This window comes from Altererythrobacter sp. CAU 1644 (assembly GCF_029623755.1).
Taxonomy (GTDB): domain Bacteria; phylum Pseudomonadota; class Alphaproteobacteria; order Sphingomonadales; family Sphingomonadaceae; genus Erythrobacter; species Erythrobacter arenosus.
Genome location: NZ_CP121106.1, coordinates 383,382 through 407,004, shown reverse-complemented (window position 1 = coordinate 407,004; position 23,623 = coordinate 383,382). Strand labels below are relative to the sequence as shown.

Genomic DNA, 23,623 nt, shown 5'->3' with positions numbered 1-23,623 from the left:
ATTGACTTACATCTCTGTCAGTAGCAGCATGAAACCCATGAGGATGCTGACAACAGCGGCCACGATTGCCGCACTCGCCGCCAGCGCATCTGCCCTGGCCGAAACACACAATGTCGCCCCCGGAGAAGGCGCGCAGGAACGGCTGCAGGAAGCGCTGATCCTTGCCGAACCGGGCGACGAGATCGTGTTGGGCGCAGGCCGTTTCACGCTGACTGACGGGCTCAGCCTCGATGTTGATGGCGTGACCGTTCGCGGTGCAGGAATGGACGCCAGCGTGCTCGATTTCACTGCGCAGCAGGACGCGGGCGAGGGCCTGCTCGTGACGTCCGACAACGTCACCTTGCGCGATTTCGGGATCGACAATCCCAAGGGCGACGGGATCAAGTCCAAGGGCGCCGACAACATCGTCTATCACAAGATCCGGGTGACCTGGACCGCCGGGCCGAGGAGCTCGAACGGAGCCTACGCGATCTACCCGGTCGAAAGCACCGGCGTGCTGGTCGACAGCGTGGTCGTGTCGGGCGCGTCCGACGCGGGGATCTATGTCGGGCAGAGCAAGGACATCACTGTCCGCAACTCAATAGCGCAATACAATGTCGCCGGAATCGAGATCGAGAACAGCCGCAACGCGGTGGTGGAAAGCAACCTCGCGATCCACAACACCGGCGGGATCCTGGTGTTCGACCTGCCCGGGCTGCCGGTGATGGGCGGCGGCGACGTGGTCGTGCGTAACAACCTCGTCGCCACCAACGACGTCGACAACTTCGCCCCTCCCGGCAATATCGTCGGCGGGGTCAGGCGCGGCACGGGCATTCTGGTGATGGCGAATGACAATGTCCTGATCGAGGGCAATGTCCTGTCGGACAACGACACCGCGCAGGTGATGGTCGTGTCCTATACCCAGAGCTACGATGACGAGCGTTACAACCCCTATCCGCGCGGCGTGGTGGTGGGCCAAAACCATTATGTTCGCGGTGGCGCAAGGCCCGACCTGGCCGGGTCGGACATGCTGATCGCGGCCTTTGGCGGGGCGCTGCCCGCGGTCATGTGGGACGGTCTGGGCGATGGCGCCACGCCAGCGCTGCTGGTGGTCGAGGGCACGCCCGGCTGGTCGCTCAACCTGCCCCAGCTGGGCGCGAGCGATGCCGATGCGCAGCCGGGGCCGCTCGAGGTACCGCTCGGCGACAATTCCGGCGCGGCCAAGGTCACGGGTGCCCCGGAGGCGTTGTCGCAGCGGATCTGAGGATGAAGAAAGACTGGTTCCTCTTGCTGGCAGGCCTGACCTTGCTGGGCGCGGTGTCGGTGCGCGCGACCGTCCCTCACACGGTCAACGATGCCGCGATCATGGAGGATCGCTTGCCGCGGACGCTGTCGGAGTTCGGTTTCTTCACCGATCCGGCAAAGCAGGCGCCAAGTCCGCGCGTGGTTCCCTATCGCCTCAATACCCCGCTGTTCTCGGACGGAGCGGAAAAGCTGCGCTTCGCCTATGTTCCCGTCGGCCAGCAGGCCACCGCGAATGGCGAGGGCCTGATCGACTTCCCGGTCGGGAGCGCGCTGATCAAGACCTTCGCCTTTGGTGACGGAGAAGATCGGCGCCTCATCGAAACGCGCGTGCTGCTGCGCCGCGCCGACGGCTGGGTCGCCTTGCCCTATCAGTGGAATGACGAGCAGACCGAGGCAAAGCTGGTGGTTGCCGGTGCGCGCCTACCGGTAACGACCCCGTGGGGCGAAACGATCAGCTACCGCGTACCCAACAAGAACCAGTGCAAGGAATGTCACGGGCTCGACGGGCAGGTTGTCCTGATCGGGCCCAAGGCGCGCAACCTGTCGTCGGAGTGGCTCGATCAATACGTAGCGCTAGGCATGCTCGACCAGGCGCCCGAACTCGCGACGCGCCTGCCGCTGTGGGAAGAGCGTAGCGAGACCCCGACCGAGGCTGCGGCGCGCGGCTATCTCGATGTCAATTGTGCGCACTGCCACAGGCCCGGTGCAACCGCTTCGAACTCGGGCCTCGACCTGCGCTGGGAACAGGACGATCCGCACGCCATCGGCATCTTCAAGCGGCCCGTTGCTGCGGGACGCGGTGCTGGCGGGCATGAGTTCAGCATCGTCCCGGGTGAACCGGATAATTCGATCCTCGCCTACCGCATGGGCTCGCTCGAACCCGGCGTCGCCATGCCCGAGATGGGCAAGGGCACGATCGACAAGGATGGTGTCGAAATCGTGCGGCGCTGGATCGCGGAGATGAAGCGATGAAGCGGCTGGGCAAGATCCTTGGCGTGATCGCTGCGATCTTGCTGGTGGCTTTCCTCATTTTCCGAGTGCCGGACACCGACCCGGCCGAGATGCGCGACAAGTATGGTGGCGCGCCCTCGCAATTCGTGCGTGTCGCGACCGGTGCCGTGATCCATCTGCGCGACGAGGGGCCGCAGGACGGCCTGCCGATAGTCCTGCTCCACGGATCGAATGCGGATCTTCACACCTGGCAGCCCTGGGCTGAAGCATTGAAAGGGGATTATCGCGTCATCCGTTTCGACCAGGTGGGGCATGGCCTGACCGGCAGCGATCCGCAGGGCGATTACACGATCGAGGGCTATGTCGCGGATATCGACGCCATTGCCGAACGCCTTGGGCTCGACCGCTTTGTCCTCGCCGGCAACTCGATGGGCGGGAGCCACACCGTCGCTTATGCGATGGCGCATCCCGAGCGGTTGCTTGGCATGGTGCTGGTCGATCCCGGCGGTGCGCCGATCAACCGCGATGGCGGGGGAAACCTGGCATTCAAACTGGCCGCGATGCCCGGTGTCGGCAGTTTCATGAGCCAGTTTCTGCCTCGCTCGCTGGTCGAGCGAAGCCTTTCCCAAAGCGTGTCGAACCAGGCTGTCGTCACCCCGGAGGCGGTCGATCGTTACTGGGAACTGGCGCGCTATCCCGGCAATCGGGAGGCGACCCGGATCCGCTTCAATCGCGGGTGGAAGGCATTCGATGCGGGCGATATCGGGGCAATAGGCGTGCCGACGCTGATCTTGTGGGGCACCGAAGATCGCCTCATTCCGGTCGAGGCGGGCCGCTGGTTCGACAAACATCTCCCCAACAGCACGCTCATCGAATACGAGGGGATCGGCCATTTGCCGCAGGAAGAAGCCGCCGATCGCAGCGCGCGCGATCTGCGGAACTGGCTCGCTACCGCGCCGTTAAGCAACGAACAGCAATAAATCAGGCGATTTTCCGGAGCCTATGGACGCTGTCGGGCCCGCCCCGCTAGGCTGGCTGTGGGGAGTGAGTGAAGGAAGAGGGAACGGCGTTGCGCAAATTGGGCATGATCGGGGGTATGAGCTGGGTCTCGACCGCCATGTACTACGACAACATCAATCGGATCGTTCAGCGGAATTCGGGTCCGATGGCGAGCGCACCGCTGCTCATCGAAAGCCTCGACTTCCAGCAACTGTACGGCCTGCGCGAGGACAACGACTGGGATCGCGCAGCGCGGGTTCTGGTCGACAGCGCAAAGCGGCTCGAACAGGCCGGTGCGGAAGGACTGATCATCTGTGCCAACTCGATGCACCGCGCCTACGACGAGGTCGCCGGTGCCATCGATATTCCGATCATCCACATCGCCGACTGCGTCGGCCAGGCGATGAAGGATGCCGAGTGCAAGAGCGCCGCTCTCATCGGGACCCGCAATGTCATGACCGAAAGCTTCTACCGGCAACGGTTGGTGGCGCATGGTGTGGACTTGCTCCCTCCCGACATGACCAATGTCGAAGCGGTCGACCGGATCATCTACGAAGAACTGATGGTGGGCAAGGCGACGCGCGATGCAGAACGCACGCTCCGCACCATTATTACCCGCAAGGAGCAGGAAGGAGCGCAGGCGATCGTCCTTGCCTGTACCGAGCTCGACATGGTCGTGGATGTCGACGCCAATATTCTGCCGATTTTCGACTCGACCCGCATTCATTGCCGGGTGGCCGCGGACTGGATTCTCGGGCGGGCCTGAAACAACAATTGTTTCAATTTGGCGCAGGTCGTCCCCAGTCGGCAACAACTTGTCGATTTTTTACAAGTCCGGCTTCACTTTCGACAGAAGTGATGTAGTGAACTTTCAAGCGCAGAGTGGTTTCAACAGTAACCAACCCCTGCGACGCAGAGAACGCTCTGGCCTTTCGGGTCGCATGCCGTTTGGCCATCAGAGCCGCCCAATCCCACAGGGAGGGCGGCTCTTTTTCTGCCAGCAATCAAGTAGATCGATGTTTCCCGATTGTTCCCGTTGTCGTGCACCGGGCGGTCCCCTAATCGCATGAAGGTGACGAACAGGGCCCCCTACGCAGCAGATCCCGCCAATTCGCGCGGACGTGAGTTCGATCAGGACAGGGGCGGGGCACGTGGGCCACGGAGCGAATTCCAGCGCGACCGCGACCGGATCATCCATTCGATGAGCTTCCGTCGATTGCGCTCGAAGACCCAGGTCTTCATCGCTCCCGATGGCGATCACTATCGCACCAGGCTCACCCATAGCCTCGAAGTCGCGCAAATCGGCCGGGTCATCGCGCGGGCGCTCGGCCTGGATGAAGACCTGACCGAAGCCCTGTGCCTGTCGCACGACCTGGGCCATCCGCCGTTCGGCCATGCGGGCGAATCGGCCTTGTGCGAAGCTATGCAGCGCCACGGGGGGTTCGATCACAATGCGCAGACGCTGCGCACGGTCATGCGGCTCGAAAGCCCATACCCCAAACATGACGGGCTCAACCTGAGCTGGGACCTGCTCGAAGGGATTGCCAAGCACAATGGGCCCATCGCGGCGCCGAACTGGGCGATGGCCGAACTCGACGAGGCCTATGCACTCGACCTCTATCAATGGCCCTCGCTCGAGGCACAGGTGGCAGCGGTGGCGGATGACATCGCCTACGACAATCACGACATCGACGATGGGCTTCGCGCCGGTTTTCTCGACCTCGAAGACCTGCTGACCTTCGATTTCCTCGCAGACCAGTGGCGGGCCGTCGAAAAACGCTTTCCTAATGTCCCCCGCGATCGCCAGTTGCGCGAACTGGTGCGCGACCAGATCGGCCTGATGGTGAACGACGTGATCGAGCACACCAAGGTTCAGGTCGATGGGATAGGATCGGTGGCGGAAGTCCGTGACGCGGGCCGACAGCTAGGCGGATTTTCTCCCGCGCTCGCAGTCCAGGAACGCGGTTTGAAGAAGTTCATGTACGAGAAGCTCTATTACCATCCCGAACAGGTCGGCACCGCAGAGCGCGCCCGCGACGTCGTTGCGCGCCTGTTCGCGGCCTATTCGCAGGACGCCACCTTGCTGCCCCAGGAATGGCAGGATCGGCTGCCGGAGCATGACCCGGCGCGCAGCCGGATCATCGCCGATTTCATCGCCGGGATGAGCGACCGGTTCGCGATGGACAGTTGTGCGGTGATCTACGGCGAATATCCCAAGGGGCTGACCAATGTCTGAGCGGGTGCGTGTCGCGCTGGTCGGTTCGACCGGATTGATCGGCCGCTCGATCATCGAGGAGGCCAATGCCAGCGACCAGATCCAGCTGATCGCGATCTCGCGTCGCGAAATCCGTGTGCCTGACGGGGTGAAGATGGAAATGATCCTCGCCGATCCATCGGAGTGGGACGAGGTGCTGAAAACCGTTCGGCCGATCTCCCTCATCAACGCGCTTGGCACGACCTGGAAGCGCGCGGGGAAGGATGAAGAGGCCTTTCGTGCGGTCGATTACGACCTCGTGCTGGAGACGGCTCGCAACGCAGTGGCTGCCGGTTGCGAGCGCATGGTCACCATCAGCTCGGTCGGCGCGAGCCTGCAGTCGAAGAACTTCTACCTGCGGGTGAAGGGCGAGGTTGAGCGCGATCTCGCCAAGGTCGGCATGAAGCGCCTCGATATCCTGCGCCCCGGCCTGCTCAAGGGATCGCGGCAGAGCGACTTCCGGGTGGGAGAAGGTTTGGCCAAGATCGCCAGCCCGCTGATCGACCCGCTGCTGCGCGGTACCAAGAGCGCCTATCGCTCGATCGACGCCAGGATGGTGGCGCAGGGCGCGCTCGAGCTCTCGCTGCGCAAGGCGGCGGGCAAGTTCCCGCACGACAACGACGGTATCCGCCGCGCCGCGCGCGACTGGAACAACCGCACCAGCTAGGCACGACCCGGGCGCTAGGCTAGGCAATGCCCCGAAGGGGAGGGGCATTTGATCCGCCAAGCGACGAACCTGTTCGCATTCTGGACCGTCTTGGGTTCCGCCTGGGCGTGGTTCGTGCCGCCGCACTTTCTGTGGGTGGTCGACGGGACCTTCCAGCCCTTTGGCCAATCGCTGGTGAGCGTTCTGCTGGGCGTCATCATGCTCGGCATGGGATTGACGTTGAGTCCGCAGGACTTTCGCAGGGTCCTCACGATGCCACGCGCCGTTGCGGCTGGCGTGGGCCTGCAATTCACCGTGATGCCGATGGCAGGCGTAGGCTTCGCGACGATCTTCGGACTCGAGACCGGGCTGGCTGTAGGGCTGATCCTTGTCGCATGTTGTCCCGGAGGGACCGCGTCGAATGTCGTGACCTATCTGGCGCGCGCAAACCTGGCGCTTTCGGTAACGATGACCCTGGCATCGACTATGATTGCGATCATTGCCACCCCGCTGCTCACCGGCTGGCTCGCCGGTGTGTTCGTCGAGATCGATCGGTGGGCACTGTTCAGGGGCATGGTGACGGTCGTGTTGCTACCCGTGATCGCCGGAGTACTACTCAACCGGCTATTTCCGACTACGACAGCGCGCATCGCGACTATCTCACCATTAGCATCGGTTATCGGCGTGGTGCTGATCGTCGGCGGAATCATCGCTCAATCCAAGACGCTGATCATCGAACATGCCGGCGTGCTGCTGGTGGCGCTGTTCCTGCTGCATGCGACGGGCTTTGCGCTGGGCTATCTGATCACGCGGTGGTTGGGGTTCGCCGAAGCGGAGGCGCGAACCTGTTCGATCGAGGTCGGGATGCAGAACAGCGGGCTGGGATCAACACTGGCATCGGCGCCGAGCTTTGGCGCGCAGTTCGCCACGCCGATGCAGGCGGCGCTGGCGCCTGTGCCGAGCGCAGTATCGGCGCTCTATCATGTGGTTATCGGCAGCTTGCTTGCGGCGCTGTGGCGCAGGTTCGGCGGATCTAGCGAGACAGGAGAGAACGAATGAGCTGGGATGCGATATTCGGTGCGGTGAACCTCATCGCCATGCTTTGTTGGGTGGTCCTGATCATTCTCCCGAGGAAGCCGTTCGTATTGGCATCGCTGCTTTACCTCGGGGTCGGCCTGATGTGTTTCGTCTATGCGGCGGGGTTGATCGGGATCGTTACCGGGGTCGTGGATCCCGTTGGCGGAGAGGTGCAGGGGAACTTCAGCTCGATCGAAGGAGTGCGGGCGATATTCGCCAGCGATGGCGGGATCACCGTGGGCTGGACGCACTATCTCGCCTTCGATCTTTTCGTGGGCATCTGGATCGCGCGCGATGCCGACGCCAAGGAGTTCTCGCGGATTGTCCAGGCACCCATCCTGCTGGCGACTTTCATAGCTGGCCCATTGGGGCTGTTCCTGTGGCTTTTGGTGCGCGAACGCCGCGCCCGCGCGCTGGGTCGCTGGACCTAGCTTATCGCGCCTACCGGCTTGGCTGGCGGTGGGGCAAGAATCTTGTCATAACTCACGCTGAGGAACGGGAAGATTGCGGAGAGGCCATGAAGGGCGATCACAGATACATCACCTTTGACGAAATCCTGCGCTTCTGGGCCGCCGAACGGCCCAATGGTGCGGCCCTGGAACAGGACGGCCGGATTACCGATTTTGGCGAGCTTGAAGAGCTCTCGCGCCGGATAATTGCACTGTTTCGATCGAGAGGCGTGGCCAAGGGTGACCGGATCGCGTGGTTCGGCAAGAACTCCGATCTCTATTGCATGCTCTACATGGCGGCTGCGCGCTACGGCGTCGTCATGGTGCCGATCGGCTGGCGCCTCGCTCCTCCGGAAGTCGCCTACATCTTGCAGGATACCGGGGCGAAGCTCGTGTTCTGCGGCGAGGAGTTTCTCGAGACTGCGACGAAAGTGGCGAACGTGGTGCCTGCATCTCCGGAAGTGATCCACGCAGAGCAAGCCCGTTCGCTTGTCGCTTCCTGCGACCCGGCCGAATTCGAACCTGCCGGAGAGGACGATCCGGTGCTGCAGCTCTACACCTCGGGCACGACCGGCAATCCCAAGGGGGCGGTGCTTACCAATGCGAACCTGCTTGGCCTGCGCAACCATGCGCTCGAAGCGGATCTGCCGTGGAACTACTTCGAGCCGAGCGACTGCATGCTGGTTGCCATGCCCTGCGCGCATATCGGGGGCACCGGCCTCATCAATATCTCGATTGCCGGCGGCATTCGCGCGCTGGTGCAGGCCGAGTTCACGCCGGTCGGGGTGCTTGAGGCGATCGAGAATGGCGCGACCCACATGTTCATCGTACCGGCCGCATTGCAGATGGTGGTGCAACATCCACGAGCGCCGGAAACCGATTTTAGCCATCTCAAATATTTGATGTACGGTGCGGCTCCGATGCCGCTTGAGCTGCTCAAGGAATCGGTGCGCACCATGCCCAACGCCGGTTTCCTTCAGGCTTATGGGATGACCGAGACCTCGGGCACGATTTCCATCCTCCCACCCGAAGACCACGAACTGGCCGGAAATGACCGTATGCGATCCGCCGGGAAGGCGGTGCCAGGAGTGGAAATCCAGGTTCGGGGACCGGAGAACACCGAACTGCCGCGGGGCGAAATCGGCGAGGTATGCATTCACTCGCCGTCCAATACCCCCGGCTATTGGAAGCTACCGCAGGCAACCGCGCAGACGATCGATGAGGGCGGCTGGCTGCATACTGGCGATGCCGCCTTCATGGACGACGACGGCTACATCTACATCCAGGACCGCATCAAGGACATGATCATCTCCGGCGGCGAGAACGTCTATCCCGCCGAGGTCGAAAGCGCGATTTATGGCCACCCAGCAGTGGCAGAGGTCGCGGTGATCGGGGTTCCCAGCGAGCGATGGGGCGAAGAGGTCAAGGCCTGCGTGGTCGCCAAGCCCGGCACCGAATGCGATCCGGGCGATATCATCGCCTGGACGCGCGAACGCATCGCGCCATTCAAGGTGCCCAAGTCGATCGATGTCATCCCCGAGATGCCGCGCAATCCGTCGGGCAAGATCCTGCGCCGCGAACTGCGCAAGCCCTATTGGGAAGGGCAGGAGCGGCAGGTCAGCTAGTCACATGCCCAGCAGTGCCAAGAGAGAAGCGCCTGCAGCGGCGCGCAATCGCGTGCCGATTGGTGACGTATTGGCCGAGCAGCTGCCCGCGCGCGGCCTCGTGTTGGAGGTAGCGAGCGGCACTGGCGAACATGCGCTCTATCTTGCCGGACGTTTTCCCTCGCTCGATTGGCAGCCGAGCGATCCCGATCCCGGCGCGCTGTCCTCAATCGCGGCGTGGCGCGAAGATCAACAGGGAGCGAATCTGCGCGAGCCGATCATGCTCGATGCGATAAGCAAGGATTGGCCAGTCTCATCTTGTGATGCGGTGCTCTGCTGTAACATGGTTCATATCAGCCCCTGGGAAGCCACCGAGGGATTGTTTGCCGGGGCGGCGCGGGTTTTGGAGGGCACGGCGCCGCTGATACTCTACGGGCCCTACCTGGAAGACGACGTCGAAACCGTACCGAGCAACCTCGCTTTCGACGCCGGGCTGAGGGCGCGTAACCCAGCTTGGGGATTGCGCCGCCTGGCTGATATCGACGCGCTGGCTGCGCGCCACAGATTCGAGCGTTCGGCGAGGATTTCAATGCCTGCGAACAACTTAATCCTGGTCTTCCGCAAGGGGTGACACCTGACCCCGGAAAAGAGAAAGCCCGCCATTACTGACGGGCTCTCGATTAACCCTCAAGCGCGACCTCGAAGGCTCGGTTTTGAGATCTTGCTCAGGTGGCTTCGTCGACGTCGTTGGCGACGGACTCAAGGTCCTGACCTGCACCGCGAACGGTGTTGCATGCGGCTGCCGACATAGTCATCGCGGTGAGCGCGGCGGCGATCATGATCTTGCGGACGTTCATTAGTTCTCTCCTTGCGGACGATTTTGGCGTTCGAACAGTGTTAACGTCCTAGAACCGTGGCGGTTCCTAACCATTTGCAAGATTGGCGCGGGGGCCCAGCGCCAGTCGGTGTTCGCGCCAGGCAATCAACAACCCGGCACCAATGATCAGCGGCGCGCCGATCCAGGTGATGGCCGGTGGCAGACGGTCGAACACAGCCCACCCGAGCAATGTCGCCCAGACCAGCGAGGAATAATCCATCACAATGACGCTTGCGACCTGCCCGAAACGCAGCGCCGCCGTGAGCAGGATTTGTCCTACAAGGCCGACGAGCCCGATGGCGCCCAGCAAGGCCCATTGCTCCGGCGATTTGGCGGTCCAGAACCAGGGCAGGACCAATGTCAGCAAGGGGGTCGTAAAGAGGGCGAAATAGAAGACGATGGTGATCGAATCCTCGGTCTGCGCAAGATCGCGAATGTAGATGGAGATGATCGCGATGGTGAATGCGCTGGCGAGCGCGACCGCCGCCCCGAACAGCGGAACATGCCCGTCGCCCGGCTGGGCAATGATGATGACGCCCAGAAAACCGAGCGTGACGGCGCTCCAGCGCCACAGCCCAACCCGCTCGCGCAGCACTATGGCGGACAGGATTACGGCCCAGATTGCGGAGGTAAAACCGAATGTCGTGGCCTCGGCGAGGGGGAGGAGGGTCACTGCTCCGAAATTGAGAGACATGGCGACGATCCCGATCGCGGCTCGGACACCGTGCTGGGGAAGGCGCTGCGTCGACAGCTTCTTCAATGATCTCTGTAACCACAGGAAGAGAGGGATAAGCGCAATGGTGGGCAACTGCCGCCAGAACAGTATCTCAGGCAGGGCAAGCCCGCTTTCCGAGGCAAGCTTGACGAGGGCCAGCAGCAGCGCGAGCAGCGCAGCAGCCACCAGCCGGAGAGACAGTGCCATAAGAGGGCGTTGGCGGGCAGGAGCGCTCACCGCCGTGCCGTAGCCTGTGTGTCAAAAGCTGCAAAGGGCGCTATTGTGCGTTGCGATCCGCTTCCCCATTTGCGTGGGCGCAATGACAATGCCCGAATTTCTCACGTTTGCCAGCGATGCCGACATTTTGGCGCTGTGGGGTGCCGGATTCCTGTTGGCCGCGTTCCTGGCGCTTTATGCCGAAAAGCGCCGCAACCGGCGCGATCCGTTTGAACGCATCCGCAGGGTCGGCTGGATCCCGTGGACCAGCATCTTCATCGGTTGCATGATTATCGGTGGCGGTATGCTGGCGCTCGCCCTGCCAAGGGTGATTGCCGGCTAGGCCGACCCGGTGCCTTAGAGGCACGCCTCCAGATACGCCTGATCGAAGCCGAATTGCCGCGCCTTTTCCAGCGTGTAGGGGCGCAGGCCCTGGCTGCGGAATTCGCCCAGGATCTTGCCGTCCTCGCTCTCGTCGAGATACTCGAACTTGAACAGTTCCTGCGTCACGATCACGTCGCCTTCCATCCCGATCACTTCCGTGATGTTGGTTGTGCGGCGCGAACCGTCGCGAAGGCGCTTGACCTGCACGATCAGGTCGACCGATTCCGCGATCTGGCGTGAAATGGCTTCCTTCGGAATCTTGATGTCGCCCATCAGGATCATGTTTTCCATACGGCCCAGGCACTCGCGCGGCGAGTTGGCGTGGAGCGTACACATGGAGCCGTCGTGGCCCGTGTTCATGGCGGCGAGAAGGTCGAAACATTCCGCGCCACGAATTTCGCCCAGGATGATGCGGTCAGGACGCATACGCAGGGCGTTCTTGACGAGGTCGCCGATGGTGATGGCGCCCTGGCCTTCAAGGTTCGGCGGACGCGTTTCGAGCGGCAGCCAGTGCGGCTGCTGCAGCCGAAGTTCGGCCGCGTCTTCGATGGTCAGCACGCGTTCGCCCGGGTCGATCATCTTCGACAGGGCGTTGAGCATGGTCGTCTTACCCGAACCGGTACCGCCCGAGATGACGATGTTCATGCGGCAAGCGCCCGCGATCTTGAGCGCGGTACACATTTTCTCGCTCATCGAGCCGAATTCCTTGAGCATGTCCAAGGTGATCGGTTTCTCGGAGAACTTACGAATGGAGATCGCGGTGCCGCGCAGCGAAAGCGGCGGCACGATCACGTTGACACGCGAACCATCCTTCAAGCGGGCGTCGGCGAGCGGCGTGGTCTGGTCGACGCGGCGGCCGACCTGGTTCACGATGCGCTGTGCGATCTGGAACAGGTGTTGTTCGTCGCGGAACTTGATCGGCGCGATGACCAGCTTGCCCTTCTTTTCGACATAGGTCTGGTCGGGGCCGTTGACCATGATATCCGAGATATCCGGGTCGTTGAGCAATTCCTCGAGCGGGCCGAAGCCAAGCAACTCGTCAATCAGCACCTTCTCGAGCGCGAATTGTTCGCGGCGGTTGAGCGTGACCTTGAGCTCGGCCAGAACTTCCATGATGATCGGGCGGAATTCTTCCGACAGCTCTTCCTTCGAAAGGCTGGCGGCCGCTTCGGGATCGACGCGTTCGAGCAGACGCGGCAGCACCTGCTCCTTGATCTTGTGGACGCTGGCCTCGAACCCGCCGACCTCGGAATGACCGGAATGATCGGCATTCATGCGATCGGTCAGGCGCGCCATCGCGTCGTCTTGCGACTTGTTGCCACCGCCGCTCGGGGCGGGCGAAGGCACCGGCGCGGCGTTTTCGTCATCGGGAAGCGGCGGGAACTGTTCGCCGCCCTGGGCGCCCTTGTCGGCAGAAGCGCCTGAGCCGCCCGTCATGGGCCTGGCCACACCGAAGGAGGGACGTGCGCCGGGCTTCATTCCCCCCGGTCCGTTCTTCCTGCCAAATGCCGTCATTCCAAGCCCCCTAGGACGAAACTTTCTTCAAGCTCGGCTTTGTCGCTCTATGGCGAACAGCGCCTCTCGAAGGTTGGTGAATAAATCGGAAAGCTTATTTTTTTCCTAAGCCAGCGCTGTCTCTTCAGAGGTCGGTACGAGACCCGGTTCACGCGCCTTTGACGAGGTGTTGCCCTCCTCGGCGACGATGTAGGGAACCGCCTTGCCCATCGCCCACCAGACGCCGCCAACCAGCACGATCGAAACGTAACCGTCGATGGCGTAGTGATAGCCAAGGTGCACGGAGGCGATCTGGATCAGGAAGGCGAAAATCCCGAAGAACCAACCTGCCAGCTTGGACACCCTGCGGATGCCGAGGAAGAAGAGGAAGGCGAGCGCGACATGCATCGACGGCATCGCTGAGATGCCGCGGCCAAGGCCGTAGTTCTTCGTTTCGTACCAGTTCAGGATTTCCTGCTGCACCTCCAGGACGTCGACCGGATAGATGTCATTGGCGGCGTACAGATATCTCATCTGTTCGCTGAAGTAGGTGCTGCCGAAAACCGGCTCGAGGAAGCACGGCCCCACCGATGCGAAGCCGACGGCCATAGCCATGCCGCCGATGGTCCACATCACGAAATAGGAGAACAGGTAGCGATAGCGCAGCCGGCGATCCTCGACGAGGAAAGCGAAGTACATCGAACCGAAATAGATCAGCAGAAACCACGCGTGGTACAGCTTGGCGAGAATCGAGGTGATGATCGGGAAACCGAGGATTGGCTGCAGGATCCGCCACGGATCGTCGCCGTGGAGCGCGCGATCCCATTCGATGAACCGGGCGTCCCAGCCATAGTCGTTGATCAGCGGGATGCTGCTTTTGATCAGCGAGAAGCTCGGCATGTAGAAGGCGAGCGCCACGATCGGCGGAAGCCCGATCACGATACCCTTCCACAGCCGCGTCGCCTCGGGCGAGCCGATCAGAAACTTGGTGGGTTCGGTCGGGCGGTAGCGGATCAGCAGATAACTTGCGGCGGCGCAGATGTAAGAGATGATAGCCAGAATGTAGAAATTCAGGCTTGGAAGATAGGCGTAGAACGGAATGTCCGGACCGCCGATGCTGGCGACGTAGCGATTGATCGCCACACCGATGAGTGCGACGAAGGAAACGATGAGCACGTCTTCGCGTCTTGGTATCAGACGTTTGAAATCGAAATTCGGTATCCGACCGGCAATAACGTCCATCAATGCAACCCCCCGAAAATGAACGCAGTTCGCAACGGGTCGCCGCGGTCCGCTACAACCCCTTCCGCGGGTCTAGATCGACATGGTAAACAAGAGATAAACGCCAAGCTTTTTCAAGCAGTTCTCGATTTCGCCGGGGCGGAGACATCGCGGCGGCGCACGAGGCGGACCGCCAGCCATGTGGCGACGGCGGCGAGCGCCATGCCGACGGGCAGGTCGATCGCGTAATGCCAGCGGTTCGCTATCGCATCGAGCGAGATGAAGGCAAACAGGAGCGCGAACGGGATCGCCAGCTTGCGCGCATGACGCAGGGCATAAAGCAGGAACAGGAACGACCCACCGGCATGGAGAGAGGGCATCGCCGCAAGGCCCACCGTGAGCTGTCTGCCGCCTTCCGCCGCGATCCACTCGCCCCCGCCGGCGACATTCGCCTGCCAGGATGCCAGCATCGATTGCTGCGCCAAAGTGGCGGGCGGCTCGACCCCGGCCTCGTACAGGAACGGGCCAAGGGCAGGTGCGACCAGATAGGCGAACGAACCCATGATCTGCAGGATGATCGCGGCCAGAACCAGTTCGCGGAAGCTCTCGGGACGCTTGAGGCAGGCGAAGCCGAAAGCGATGTAGAACAGCACGATAAAGCCGATCATGTAGAAATTGCTTTCAAGCGGAATGACCGGATCGAGCGATGTGCGGATTGCCATCGATGCTTCGATGGCGGGGCGAATGGCCTGGTCGGTCGCCCAATAGGTTTCGTCCCACAGCGCCGGGTTGAGGTGGGGAATCCACAGCTTGAGATTGAAGTGGCACAGCAGCACGAGCGCATAGGCGGGTAGCGCGACGAAGAAGGTCGCGGCGATTTCCTCGCGCCGGCTGAACACCATGATCGCCGCCCAGATCGCGATACCAATCAGCGGGTAGAGATAATGAACGCCGACGAATGCGGCGCGCTCTCCACTCGGCAGGCTGAAGGGCAGACCGTAAAGGTTGGAGACTGCGAGCGTGAAGGCGAGGAATGCCAAGGCGATCCCGATCTCGAGCGGAATCCGCAAATTCCTGAGGCGGACGGGGCGGAGGTTCTCCCCGGCTTGCTCCGCGATATTTGCCGTACCGTGCATCGAACTCAGCAAACCCTAGTTGATCCCGAAGATCCCGCCCTAGGCTGAAGAGCTAAAGCACTCGTTAACCCTGATCGAATGAGCAGCGAAAACAGGCTTCGCGGGCGTGGGGCTGGGGGCAGTGCGTCAAAGCCGATTGATCGCCCGGAATTTAAGGCTAGAGCCAAGCAACCGTTCACCAAAGCGCCACCATGGGCGCGTTGCCCTGCAGGATTGCGAGAGATCATATGTGCGGAATTATCGGCATCGTCGGAACTGAACCGGTCGCAGAGCGGCTGATCGACGCCCTGCGACGCATGGAATATCGCGGCTACGACAGCGCCGGTCTCTGCGTGATCGATAACGAGCGACTGATCCGTCGCCGCGCCGAAGGCAAGTTGGCGAACCTGGTCGAAGCGTTGGCGAAAGACCCGGTCGACAGCGACATCGGCATTGCCCACACACGCTGGGCGACGCACGGCGCCCCGACCGAGGAGAACGCGCACCCGCATGCGACGGGCGAAGTTGCCATCGTGCACAACGGTATCATCGAGAATTTCAAGCCGCTGCGCGATGAGCTGCGCGAGGCCGGCCGCTCATTCGAGAGCGAAACCGACAGCGAGGTGATTGCGCACCTGGTCTCGCAACTGGTGGAATCCGGGAAGAGTCCGGAAGAGGCGATGGGGGAAGTGCTTCCCCGGCTGCGCGGAGCCTTCTCGCTGGCAATTGCGTTTCGTCAACATCCCGGGCTCCTGGTCGGAGCTCGGCTCGGCTCGCCGCTGGTCGTCGGATATGGCGAGGGCGAAATGTACCTCGGCTCCGATGCACTGGCGCTGGCATCGCTGACCCAGCGGATCGCCTATCTCGAGGAAGGCGACTGGGTCGTCATCCGGCACGATGGTGCGCAGATCTACGACGCCGAAAACCAACCCGTCGAACGCGAAATTCGCGCCTCGGGCGCTTCGGCTGCGGCGGTGGAGAAGGGCAATTATCGCCACTTCATGCAGAAGGAGATTTACGAGCAGCCGACGGTGGTCGCGCAGACGCTCGGATCCTACCTGCGCCAATCAGACAATTCGGTAGCCTTGCCCCAGCTCGATTTCGACATTTCGGAGATCAAGCGCCTCACAATCGTTGCATGCGGGACCTCCTTCTACGCCGGGATGGTGGCCAAATACTGGTTCGAGCACTTCGCCCGCGTTCCCGTCGATATCGATGTGGCGAGCGAGTTCCGGTACCGCGAGCCGGTGCTGGAGGATGGCGGGCTTGCGCTGTTCATCTCGCAAAGCGGGGAGACGGCCGACACGCTTGCCGCGCTGCGCCACTGCAAGGCGGCGGGCCAGACCATCGGCGTCGTGGTCAACGTGTCGACCAGTACGATGGCGCGCGAGGCCGATCTGCTGCTTCCCACCCACGCTGGCCCGGAAATCGGCGTCGCCTCGACCAAGGCCTTCACCTGTCAACTGGCCGTCCTGGCCGCGCTCGCGGCGCATATGGCGGTGAAGAAGGGCTTGATGAGCCGCGTCGAGGAAGAAGAAGTGGTCAAGCATCTGCTTGAAGCCCCGGCCGCGCTCAACGCCGCGCTCGACCATGACGATGATATCGCCAGCATGGCCCATCTGATCGCCCCGGCACGCGACGTTCTGTACCTGGGGCGGGGGCAGGATTATCCGCTCGCGCTCGAGGGCGCGCTCAAGCTCAAGGAGATCAGCTACATCCATGCCGAAGGATACGCTTCGGGCGAGATGAAGCACGGTCCGATCGCCCTGATCGACGACGAGGTACCTGTGGTGGTGCTTGCGCCTTCGGGACCGCTGTTCGAGAAAACCGTATCGAACATGGAAGAGGTCCGGGCGCGCGGCGGCAAGATCGTGCTGATCTCCGATGCGGCAGGGCTCGAAGAGGCCGGTGAAGGCTGCATGGCGACCATCGAGATGCCCAAGGTGCACCCGCTGATCGCGCCGCTGGTCTATGCCGTACCCGTGCAGCTGCTCGCCTATCACGTCGCCGTGGTGAAGGGCACCGACGTCGATCAGCCGCGCAACCTCGCCAAATCGGTAACGGTCGAGTGATCGTCACGGGCGGTTGCCATTGTGGCGCGGTCCGTTTTCGCGCCGAAGTCGAAACCTCGCGCGAAGTGCTCGATTGCAACTGCTCGATCTGTACGATGACCGGATATCTGCACGTTTTCGTGTCGCACGAGGATTTCGAGCTGCTCAGCGGACAGGCAGAGATCACGGATTACCGTTTCGGTACGGGCGAGGCCGAACATCTGTTCTGCCGGAAATGCGGGATAAAGAGCTTCTATCAGCCTCGCTCGCACCCGGATTGCTGGAGCGTTAATTTTCACTGCCTTGACCAGGGTCATGGGTGGCAGCCCAGCCCGGTTACTTTCGATGGCCGAAACTGGGAACAGTCGGCAGCCTCTATCCCGCAGAAATCCTAGCGTTAGGGCGAATTTTACCATCGTATAATGGATTGCTTTACCGCAGGATAACCTTTGGCGCTTATCCGCATTGGCGTGAGTAACGAAGACACCCTTCGCGAAACGCTCGACGGGAGCATTCCGATTGCCGCCGTTCTGGGTCTCAGGGACTCGGATGGCGTCGATTGGACGCGGCTCAGGGGCCTGCAATTGGCCACTGTCGCTCGTCATGCGCGTATTCGCATGGCAGCGCATATCGTGCTGGGGCTTGTCACGGTCTGGACATTCTTTGGCAGCGTAAGCCTGGCTTCGCTCGCCTTGTGGTTCGGAGTCCTGTGCGTCGTCCACATTCGCGGCGGACTGGCAGATTTTCGCCTGATCGATGCCGAACGGCGCCGCGTCACGATGACCGAGTTTCGCCGGCCGCTGATTACACCGATAGGATCGGCCATCACCTGGTCGGTCGCGACACTTGCCTTTGCCCCATCGGCGGGCATGGCAGAGCAGGTGATCCTGTGGAGTTCGCTCGCCGTACTGATTGCGGCGTCGATCCTGTTCTATTCAGCCGCCCCGATGGGCGTGTTCATCTTCGCTTCGGTCGTCGGGGCAGCATCGATCGTGAACTTCACGATCCAGGGCCATCCCGAAATGGTGCTCCTTGTCACGGCGATGGTGGCCACGGCGCTCGCCGGTTCGATCGAAATCGCTCGCACGACGCTCAGTTCGCGAATGGCGGAAAGCCGCGTGCGCGAGAAGGAAGAAGTCGTTTCGCTCTTGCTGCGCGAATTCGAAGAGAACGAGGCTGACTGGTTGTGGCAGATCGACACGGCGCGTCGCTTGAGAGCTGTATCGCCGCGTTTCGCTTTCGCTCTGGGTCGCCAACAGGCCGAGGCCGAGGGTCGACCGCTGTTCGAGCTCATCGGCGGCAAGAACTGGGAATCCGGGGATCTCCCGCCCAGTCTCCATGACCTGATCGAGCGGATCAAGGCGCAGGAGAATTTCTCCAACCTGCTGGTCAAGGTTTCGATCCGCGGCGAGCAGCGCTGGTGGGAACTCTCAGGGACGCCGATCCGCGACAAGAATGGCAACTTCGGTGGGTTCCGCGGTGTTGGCTCGGATGTGACCGAGCAGCGCGAATCTTCCGAGAAGATCGCCTATCTGGCCAAGTTCGACACGCTAACCTCGCTCCCCAACCGCGTGCAGGTGAACGAGGCCCTGGGCGAAGCGCTACGTTATTCCGAACAGTGGAAGACCACTTGCGCCTTCCTGATGATCGACCTCGACCGGTTCAAGGCCGTCAACGACTCGCTCGGTCACCAGGTGGGGGACAAGCTGCTCGCGCAAGTATCCGAGCGGCTCCAGTCGATCATGGGCGAGAACCAGCTCTGCGGTCGCCTGGGTGGTGACGAATTCGCCGTCGTCATTCGTGACGCGTCGAACAAGAAGGTCGTGAGCGAAGTCGCCAACAAGGTGATCACGCTGCTTTCCAAGCCCTATCGCGTCGATGACCAGACCCTCCACGTGGGGGCCAGCGTCGGTTCGGCCATCGGGCCGCGCGACGGCAGCACGGTCGAAGAACTGATGCGCAATGCCGACCTGGCGCTGTATCGGGCCAAGGACAACGGACGCGGGGGCCACTTCGGCTATGTCCCGAGCCTGCATGCCTCGGCCGAAGAGCGCCGCCAGCTCGAACTGTCTTTGCGCGAGGCGCTCGAACGCGAGGAATTGACCCTTCAGTTCCAGCCGGTCGTCAATGCGCAGGATTCGAGCATCGTCAGCTTCGAAGCGCTCAGTCGCTGGAACAGCGAGGAACACGGTTTCGTCAGCCCGACCAAGTTTATCCCGATTGCGGAGGACACGCGCCTGATCGTGCCGATCGGCAAGTGGGTGATGCGCAAGGCCTGCACGGAGGCGCGCAATTGGCCCGAGCACGTGAAGGTCAACGTCAATGTCTCGCCCGAGCAGTTGCTCGAAGAGGATTTCGCCGAGGATGTGGTCAACTGCCTCGCGCAGACCGGCCTGCGCCCCGAGCGGCTCGAGATCGAGGTCACCGAGAGCATCTTCCTGCGCGATGCGAGCATTGCGCGGGCGGCGCTTGAGCAGGTCCTGGCGCTGGGCTGCCAGGTCGCGCTCGACGATTTCGGAACCGGATATTCCTCGCTCGGCTACATTCGCCGCCTCCGCTTCTCCACGATCAAGGTCGATCGCACCTTCGTGAAGGGTGCGGCGCAGAACAATGCGGAAAGCCTCGCGATCATCCGCGCGGTGGTGGCGATGGCGCAGAGCCTCGACATGTCGACGACCGCAGAGGGTGCGGAGACCGCCGAGGAAGTCGAACTGATCCGCAAGCTCGGCTGCGACAAGATTCAGGGATATTACTTCGGTCGCCCGATGACAGCGACCGATGCCCGCCGCCTGTTCCGCGATCCGCAGGAATTGCGCCGCGCCTGAGGCGCCAGATGCGCTACCTAGCTGTCTGCGTCAGGCGCCGACCAGCGCTTCGACCGCACCTTCGAACAATTTGCGCCCATCGCTGCTGCCAAGCTCCGGCTCGATCGCGCGTTCGGGATGCGGCATCATGCCGAGCACGTTGCCGGCCGAATTGATGATCCCCGCGATGTCGCGCTGCGAGCCATTGGGGTTCGCAAGGTAACGGAACACCACACGCCCGTCGCCTTCGAGCCGGTCGAGAGTCTCGCGATCCCCGAAGTAGTTGCCATCGTGGTGTGCAATGGGAATGTGGATCGTGTCGCCTGCTTCATACCCGCGGGTGAAGAGCGACTGGTTGTTCTCGACCTTGAGCGGCACCGTGCGGCAGATGTAATTCTGGCTGGCATTGCGCATCAGCGCGCCGGGCAGCAGCCCGGCCTCGGTCAATATCTGGAAGCCGTTGCAGACGCCGAGCACGGGGACACCCTTGCCCGCAGCTTCAACGACCGAACGCATGATCGGGCTATTGGCCGCCATCGCGCCGGAGCGGAGATAGTCGCCGTAGGAAAAACCGCCGGGCAGGGCGATGAAATCGAGCCTTTCCGGCAGTTCGGCATCGCCATGCCAGACGCGCAGCGGTTCGCTGCCCGAAATCTTCTCCAGCGCCACCGCCATGTCGCGGTCGCAGTTCGAACCGGGAAAGGTGATGACGGCGGCGCGGAAGCTCATCAGGCGGGCTCCTCGGCGCCGATCTTTTCGATCGCGTAGTCCTCGATCACCATGTTGGCGAGCAACTGGCGGCACATCCGGTCGAGGTCGTCGTCGCTCGTGCCGTCTGCCACGTCCATCTCGATCATCCGACCGATGCGGACATCCTCGACGCCGTCGAAACCCAGACCTTCCAGAGCATGATGAACAGCACGACCTTGGGGGTCGAGCACGCCGGGCTTGAGGCGGACCATGATGCGGACCTTCATGCGTGGTTCCTTCGCTTGCGTTCGAGCTGGGGTTCGAGCTTTGGCTTTGGCGCTGCCTATAGCGAAGGCGGCGCAGGGTGCAATCGGCCCGTTGGCCTTGTTCGCAGCCGAATTGCCGCAATAGTGTCGCGGCATTGCAACATTCTGGCCGTTTCCGTGGTGAAAGCGACACAGATTCCCGGAGTGAACCTCGCCAAGCAGGGCGATTTGAGGCAAGGGCCGGGTCCTCCACCATTCCATAGTCCGGCATTTCGGACCCGCTTCGAGGTTTTCCCATGACCAAGCGCTTATCCACCGCTCGCCGTGCCCTGATTGGCACCAGCCTGATTGCTGCCGCCATCGCCATGCCGCAGACTGCATTCGCACAAGACGATGCAGAGGCGACCGAGGCCGACAGCGGCCAGCTCAACACCATCATCGTGACGGCCAACCGCCGCGAGGAAAATCTGCAGGACGTCGCAGTTTCGGCCGCGATCCTCGATTCCGCGCGCGTCGACACGATCTTTGCCGCCGGCGCCGACAACACTGCGCTGGCCGGCCAGGCGCCAGGCCTCAACGTCGAAAGTTCGAACGGCCGCGTCGCTCCGCGCTTCTACATTCGCGGCCTCGGCAACACCGACTTCGACCTCGCCGCTTCGCAGCCTGTATCGGTGGTGATGGACGAGATCGTGATGGAAAACACGACGCTCAAGAGCTTCCCGATTTTCGATGTCGAGCGGATCGAAGTCCTGCGCGGCCCGCAGGGTACGCTGTTCGGCCGCAACACGCCGGCCGGGATCGTCAAGATCGACACGCGCAAGCCTGAAGACCAGTTCAGCGCGCACGGTGCACTGTCCTATGGCTCGTATGGTTCGATGAGCCTCGAGGTTGCTGCCGGTGGCCCGATCGTACCCGACACGCTGGCGTTCCGCGTTTCCGGGCTGGTTCAAAGCCGAAACGACTGGGTCGATAACGGCTTTACCGGCGAAGACGACGCATTGGGCGGCTATCTCGACTTCGCGATGCGCGGCCAGTTGCTCTTCACTCCGGGTGACCGCTTCAGCATGCTGGGTGCAGTCCAGTACCGCAACCTCGACGGTTCCTCGACGCTGTTCCGCGCCAATATCCTTGGCCCCGGCAACAACGACCTGAACGACAATTACGATCGCGACACGGTGTTCTATGATGCCGGCGACGGCAATGTTGCCGAGTACGAAATCTTCGGCGCGTCGCTGAAGATGGACTATGAGTTCGACGGCCTCACCCTGTCTTCGATCACTGGCCACCAGGAAAGCAAGGGCTCGAGCCGCGGCGATATCGACGGCGGATTCGGTGCTGTTTTCCTGCCGGTCATGGGCCCTGGCTTCATCCCGTTCCCGTCGGATACGCAGGACTCGATCGACCTGCGCCAGTTCACGCAAGAAATCCGCCTTGCTTCGGACACGAGCGGGCCGCTCACCTGGCAGATCGGCGGCTTCTATTTCGACAGCGATTTCGACGTGACCACGGTTGGCTTCACCTTCCCGCCGCCCGTGACTGTCAATCACACCAACGAAAGCTGGGCAGTCTTCGGACAGGCGACCTACCAGCTGACCGAAATGCTCAAGCTGACGGGTGGTCTGCGCTGGACCGACGACGAGAAGGATTTCGTGGTCGTTTCGGGCGCCGCGCCGCAGCCGGTTTCGGTTTCGGACGATCGCCTGAGCTGGGATCTTAGCCTGTTCGCCGATCTTTCGGATGACGCCAGCGTCTATGGCCGCGTCGCCAGCGGTTTCCGCGCGCCGACGATCCAGGGCCGCGACGTGGCGTTCTTCCAGCCACCTTCGGTCGCGCAGTCGGAAAAGATCATGTCGTACGAAGTCGGCTTCAAGAGCGAGCTGGCCGACCGCCGGGTCCGTCTCAACGGTGCCGTGTTCTACTACACCGTCGATGATCCGCAGTTCACTGCGGTTGGCGGGGGCGGCAACCTCGTCCAGCTGATCAATGCCAATGAGGGCAAGGCGTGGGGCTTCGAGCTCGACAGCGCGTTTCAGGTCACGTCCGATTTCCTGATCACACTTGGACTTGCCTACAACGACACCGAGATCAACGATGACGCCCTGGCTGTGGGCATCTGCGCCCAATGCACCGTCACCGATCCGCTGGTGACGATCAACGGCAATACTCGTGCACAGGTGGACGGAAACCCATTCCCCAACGCACCCAAGTGGAGCGGCGATATTACCGCACGCTACGGCCTGCCTGTGGGCGACGATGGCGAGTTCTTCATCTTCACCGATTGGACTTACCTCGGCGAAACGAATTTCCTCCTTTACCAAAGCGAGGAGTTCAACGCCGACAGCCGCATCGAAGGCGGTCTCAAGGTCGGCTATTCGGGCGGCAATGGCACCTGGGAAATCGCTGCGTTCGCTCGCAACATCACCAATGAGGACAATGTCCAAGGCGTGATCGATTTCAACAACAACACCGGCTTCGTCAACGAGCCGCGCATCTTCGGCGTCTCGGCCCGCATCAATTACTGATCGG

Annotated in this window: 22 protein-coding genes; 15 read left to right on the top strand and 7 right to left on the bottom strand. The window is 62.1% G+C overall.

All coding sequences use genetic code 11. The features are described from left to right. Window positions 1–43: 43 nt before the first annotated feature. The 10 genes from P7228_RS02120 (at window position 44) to P7228_RS02075 (ending at window position 9,895) form a co-directional block, all read left to right on the top strand. A complete protein-coding gene (locus P7228_RS02120; RefSeq protein ID WP_278016580.1) occupies window positions 44–1,243 on the top strand; it encodes a parallel beta-helix domain-containing protein in 1,200 nt (399 codons plus the stop codon). 2 nt (window positions 1,244–1,245) lie between these two features. Beyond that, entirely contained in the window at window positions 1,246–2,256 is a 1,011-nt protein-coding gene (locus P7228_RS02115) for an SO2930 family diheme c-type cytochrome (RefSeq protein WP_278016579.1), read from the top strand. Then, complete coding sequence (locus tag P7228_RS02110; RefSeq protein ID WP_278016578.1) at window positions 2,253–3,215, top strand: alpha/beta fold hydrolase; 963 nt, start codon at window positions 2,253–2,255, stop codon at window positions 3,213–3,215. The genes P7228_RS02115 and P7228_RS02110 overlap by 4 nt, the downstream gene beginning before the upstream one ends. Before the next feature lie 89 nt (window positions 3,216–3,304). Then, window positions 3,305–4,000, top strand: a complete 696-nt coding sequence (locus P7228_RS02105; protein ID WP_278016577.1) for an aspartate/glutamate racemase family protein — start codon at window positions 3,305–3,307, stop codon at window positions 3,998–4,000. A 300-nt stretch (window positions 4,001–4,300) separates the two neighbouring features. Then, the gene (locus tag P7228_RS02100; RefSeq protein ID WP_278016576.1) at window positions 4,301–5,470 is read left to right on the top strand and encodes a deoxyguanosinetriphosphate triphosphohydrolase; all 1,170 of its coding nucleotides are present in this window, start codon (window positions 4,301–4,303) and stop codon (window positions 5,468–5,470) included. Next, the gene (locus P7228_RS02095) at window positions 5,463–6,155 is read left to right on the top strand and encodes an NAD(P)H-binding protein (RefSeq protein ID WP_278016575.1); all 693 of its coding nucleotides are present in this window, start codon (window positions 5,463–5,465) and stop codon (window positions 6,153–6,155) included. Before P7228_RS02100 ends, P7228_RS02095 begins: the two co-directional genes overlap by 8 nt. 48 nt (window positions 6,156–6,203) lie before the next feature. Continuing rightward, complete coding sequence (locus P7228_RS02090) at window positions 6,204–7,193, top strand: bile acid:sodium symporter family protein (protein WP_278016574.1); 990 nt, start codon at window positions 6,204–6,206, stop codon at window positions 7,191–7,193. After that, a complete protein-coding gene (locus tag P7228_RS02085) occupies window positions 7,190–7,642 on the top strand; it encodes an ABA4-like family protein (RefSeq protein ID WP_278016573.1) in 453 nt (150 codons plus the stop codon). The genes P7228_RS02090 and P7228_RS02085 overlap by 4 nt, the downstream gene beginning before the upstream one ends. Before the next feature lie 86 nt (window positions 7,643–7,728). Next, window positions 7,729–9,285, top strand: a complete 1,557-nt coding sequence (locus P7228_RS02080) for a long-chain-fatty-acid--CoA ligase (RefSeq protein ID WP_278016572.1) — start codon at window positions 7,729–7,731, stop codon at window positions 9,283–9,285. Between the two features lie 4 nt (window positions 9,286–9,289). Then, window positions 9,290–9,895, top strand: a complete 606-nt coding sequence (locus P7228_RS02075) for a DUF938 domain-containing protein (protein ID WP_278016571.1) — start codon at window positions 9,290–9,292, stop codon at window positions 9,893–9,895. A 94-nt stretch (window positions 9,896–9,989) separates the two neighbouring features. Here the strand turns inward: P7228_RS02075 and P7228_RS02070 are convergent, their stop codons facing one another. Next, a complete protein-coding gene (locus tag P7228_RS02070; RefSeq protein ID WP_278016570.1) occupies window positions 9,990–10,121 on the bottom strand; it encodes a hypothetical protein in 132 nt (43 codons plus the stop codon). Between the two features lie 66 nt (window positions 10,122–10,187). Further along, window positions 10,188–11,063, bottom strand: coding sequence for a DMT family transporter (locus tag P7228_RS02065; protein WP_278016569.1), 876 nt, complete (start codon window positions 11,061–11,063; stop codon window positions 10,188–10,190). Between the two features lie 118 nt (window positions 11,064–11,181). Between P7228_RS02065 and P7228_RS02060 the strand changes: the two genes are divergently transcribed. Further along, entirely contained in the window at window positions 11,182–11,415 is a 234-nt protein-coding gene (locus tag P7228_RS02060; protein ID WP_278016568.1) for a hypothetical protein, read from the top strand. Window positions 11,416–11,429: 14 nt separating this feature from the next. Here P7228_RS02060 and P7228_RS02055 read toward each other — a convergent pair whose 3' ends face one another. From P7228_RS02055 to P7228_RS02045, 3 genes are all read right to left on the bottom strand, one after another. Then, window positions 11,430–12,971, bottom strand: coding sequence for a TadA family conjugal transfer-associated ATPase (locus tag P7228_RS02055; RefSeq protein WP_278016567.1), 1,542 nt, complete (start codon window positions 12,969–12,971; stop codon window positions 11,430–11,432). Between the two features lie 105 nt (window positions 12,972–13,076). Next, entirely contained in the window at window positions 13,077–14,126 is a 1,050-nt protein-coding gene (locus tag P7228_RS02050) for a phosphatase PAP2 family protein (protein ID WP_278016566.1), read from the bottom strand. 179 nt (window positions 14,127–14,305) lie between these two features. Further along, window positions 14,306–15,307, bottom strand: a complete 1,002-nt coding sequence (locus P7228_RS02045; RefSeq protein WP_278016565.1) for a phosphatase PAP2 family protein — start codon at window positions 15,305–15,307, stop codon at window positions 14,306–14,308. A gap of 227 nt (window positions 15,308–15,534) precedes the next feature. Between P7228_RS02045 and glmS the strand changes: the two genes are divergently transcribed. The 3 genes from glmS (at window position 15,535) to P7228_RS02030 (ending at window position 20,162) form a co-directional block, all read left to right on the top strand. After that, window positions 15,535–17,358, top strand: coding sequence for a glutamine--fructose-6-phosphate transaminase (isomerizing) (gene glmS / locus P7228_RS02040; protein ID WP_278016564.1), 1,824 nt, complete (start codon window positions 15,535–15,537; stop codon window positions 17,356–17,358). Further along, window positions 17,355–17,732: a GFA family protein gene (locus P7228_RS02035; protein ID WP_488350064.1), complete on the top strand. Its 378-nt coding sequence runs from the start codon at window positions 17,355–17,357 to the stop codon at window positions 17,730–17,732. Before glmS ends, P7228_RS02035 begins: the two co-directional genes overlap by 4 nt. Window positions 17,733–17,807: 75 nt before the next feature. Then, window positions 17,808–20,162, top strand: a complete 2,355-nt coding sequence (locus tag P7228_RS02030) for a putative bifunctional diguanylate cyclase/phosphodiesterase (RefSeq protein WP_278016563.1) — start codon at window positions 17,808–17,810, stop codon at window positions 20,160–20,162. Window positions 20,163–20,192: 30 nt separating this feature from the next. On the opposite strand, the gene purQ is transcribed toward P7228_RS02030, so the two are convergent. Both purQ and purS read right to left on the bottom strand, forming a co-directional pair. Next, window positions 20,193–20,870: a phosphoribosylformylglycinamidine synthase subunit PurQ gene (gene purQ / locus P7228_RS02025; RefSeq protein ID WP_278016562.1), complete on the bottom strand. Its 678-nt coding sequence runs from the start codon at window positions 20,868–20,870 to the stop codon at window positions 20,193–20,195. Then, window positions 20,870–21,118, bottom strand: a complete 249-nt coding sequence (gene purS / locus P7228_RS02020) for a phosphoribosylformylglycinamidine synthase subunit PurS (RefSeq protein WP_278016561.1) — start codon at window positions 21,116–21,118, stop codon at window positions 20,870–20,872. Before purS ends, purQ begins: the two co-directional genes overlap by 1 nt. 275 nt (window positions 21,119–21,393) lie before the next feature. Here purS and P7228_RS02015 point away from each other — a divergent pair, with 275 nt between their 5' ends. Further along, window positions 21,394–23,619: a TonB-dependent receptor gene (locus P7228_RS02015; protein WP_278016560.1), complete on the top strand. Its 2,226-nt coding sequence runs from the start codon at window positions 21,394–21,396 to the stop codon at window positions 23,617–23,619. The last annotated feature ends 4 nt before the right edge of the window (window positions 23,620–23,623 follow it).

What these genes read in the sequence shown, in the direction of transcription:
- P7228_RS02120 (WP_278016580.1), top strand. Translation starts at nt 44, where the DNA reads ATGCTGACAACAGCGGCCACGATTGCCGCACTCGCCGCCAGCGCATCT.
- P7228_RS02115 (WP_278016579.1), top strand. Translation starts at nt 1,246, where the DNA reads ATGAAGAAAGACTGGTTCCTCTTGCTGGCAGGCCTGACCTTGCTGGGC.
- P7228_RS02110 (WP_278016578.1), top strand. Translation starts at nt 2,253, where the DNA reads ATGAAGCGGCTGGGCAAGATCCTTGGCGTGATCGCTGCGATCTTGCTG.
- P7228_RS02100 (WP_278016576.1), top strand. Translation starts at nt 4,301, where the DNA reads ATGAAGGTGACGAACAGGGCCCCCTACGCAGCAGATCCCGCCAATTCG.
- P7228_RS02095 (WP_278016575.1), top strand. Translation starts at nt 5,463, where the DNA reads ATGTCTGAGCGGGTGCGTGTCGCGCTGGTCGGTTCGACCGGATTGATC.
- P7228_RS02085 (WP_278016573.1), top strand. Translation starts at nt 7,190, where the DNA reads ATGAGCTGGGATGCGATATTCGGTGCGGTGAACCTCATCGCCATGCTT.
- P7228_RS02080 (WP_278016572.1), top strand. Translation starts at nt 7,729, where the DNA reads ATGAAGGGCGATCACAGATACATCACCTTTGACGAAATCCTGCGCTTC.
- P7228_RS02075 (WP_278016571.1), top strand. Translation starts at nt 9,290, where the DNA reads ATGCCCAGCAGTGCCAAGAGAGAAGCGCCTGCAGCGGCGCGCAATCGC.
- P7228_RS02070 (WP_278016570.1), bottom strand. Translation starts at nt 10,121, where the DNA reads ATGAACGTCCGCAAGATCATGATCGCCGCCGCGCTCACCGCGATGACT.
- P7228_RS02065 (WP_278016569.1), bottom strand. Translation starts at nt 11,063, where the DNA reads ATGGCACTGTCTCTCCGGCTGGTGGCTGCTGCGCTGCTCGCGCTGCTG.
- P7228_RS02060 (WP_278016568.1), top strand. Translation starts at nt 11,182, where the DNA reads ATGCCCGAATTTCTCACGTTTGCCAGCGATGCCGACATTTTGGCGCTG.
- P7228_RS02055 (WP_278016567.1), bottom strand. Translation starts at nt 12,971, where the DNA reads ATGACGGCATTTGGCAGGAAGAACGGACCGGGGGGAATGAAGCCCGGC.
- P7228_RS02045 (WP_278016565.1), bottom strand. Translation starts at nt 15,307, where the DNA reads ATGCACGGTACGGCAAATATCGCGGAGCAAGCCGGGGAGAACCTCCGC.
- glmS (WP_278016564.1), top strand. Translation starts at nt 15,535, where the DNA reads ATGTGCGGAATTATCGGCATCGTCGGAACTGAACCGGTCGCAGAGCGG.
- purQ (WP_278016562.1), bottom strand. Translation starts at nt 20,870, where the DNA reads ATGAGCTTCCGCGCCGCCGTCATCACCTTTCCCGGTTCGAACTGCGAC.
- purS (WP_278016561.1), bottom strand. Translation starts at nt 21,118, where the DNA reads ATGAAGGTCCGCATCATGGTCCGCCTCAAGCCCGGCGTGCTCGACCCC.
- P7228_RS02015 (WP_278016560.1), top strand. Translation starts at nt 21,394, where the DNA reads ATGACCAAGCGCTTATCCACCGCTCGCCGTGCCCTGATTGGCACCAGC.